General features: G+C 66.4%; 1 protein-coding gene. It reads left to right on the top strand.

Features of this window, described 5'->3' with window-relative positions:
* A partial coding sequence (locus tag OR16_RS22015; RefSeq protein WP_006160157.1) for an ABC transporter ATP-binding protein occupies positions 1 to 658 on the top strand: 658 nt, incomplete at its 5' end.
* Positions 659 to 726 lie beyond the last annotated feature (68 nt).

Below are 726 nucleotides of genomic sequence, written 5' to 3' on the forward strand. Positions count from 1 at the left end.
CAACGGCGCGGGCAAGACCACCATCCTCAAGACCATTTCCGGCGTGCTTGACCCGACTCGCGGCAGCATCGCCTTCAAGGGCGAGAGCATCGCCGCGATGGATCCGGCGCAGATCGTGCGGCGCGGCCTGAGCCACGTGCCCGAGGGGAGGGAGGTGTTCCCGCTGCTGTCGGTGCGCGACAACCTGCTGATGGGCGCCTATACGCGGCGCGACCGCGACGGCGTGGCGCGCGACATGGAGATGGTCTACGGCTACTTCCCGGTGCTGCGCGAGCGCGCCGCGCAGGATGCGGGCCTGCTCTCGGGCGGCCAGCAGCAGATGCTGGCGATCTCGCGCGCGCTGATGGCCGCGCCGGAGCTGATCCTGCTCGACGAGCCCAGCCTGGGCCTGTCGCCCAAGCTCACCAAGGACATCTTCGAGATCGTGGTGCGCATCAACCGCGAGCGCGGCACCACCATCTTGCTGGTGGAGCAGAACGCCAATATGGCGCTCAACGCGGCGGACTATGGCTATGTGCTGGAGAACGGCCGCATCGTGGCCGAGGACACCTGCGCCGTGCTGCGCGAGAAGGACGACATCAAGGAGTTCTATCTCGGCATGAAGGACAGCGGCGTTCGCGGCGAGCGCCGCTGGAAGAAGCGCAAGACCTGGCGGTAGGGCGCTAAACGATCACCAGTTGAGAGCAATCAATGGCAATGGCAAGTGGCGACAGCGCACACCATGCA

The sequence above is a fragment of the Cupriavidus basilensis OR16 genome, assembly GCF_000243095.1.
Lineage (GTDB): Bacteria > Pseudomonadota > Gammaproteobacteria > Burkholderiales > Burkholderiaceae > Cupriavidus > Cupriavidus basilensis_D.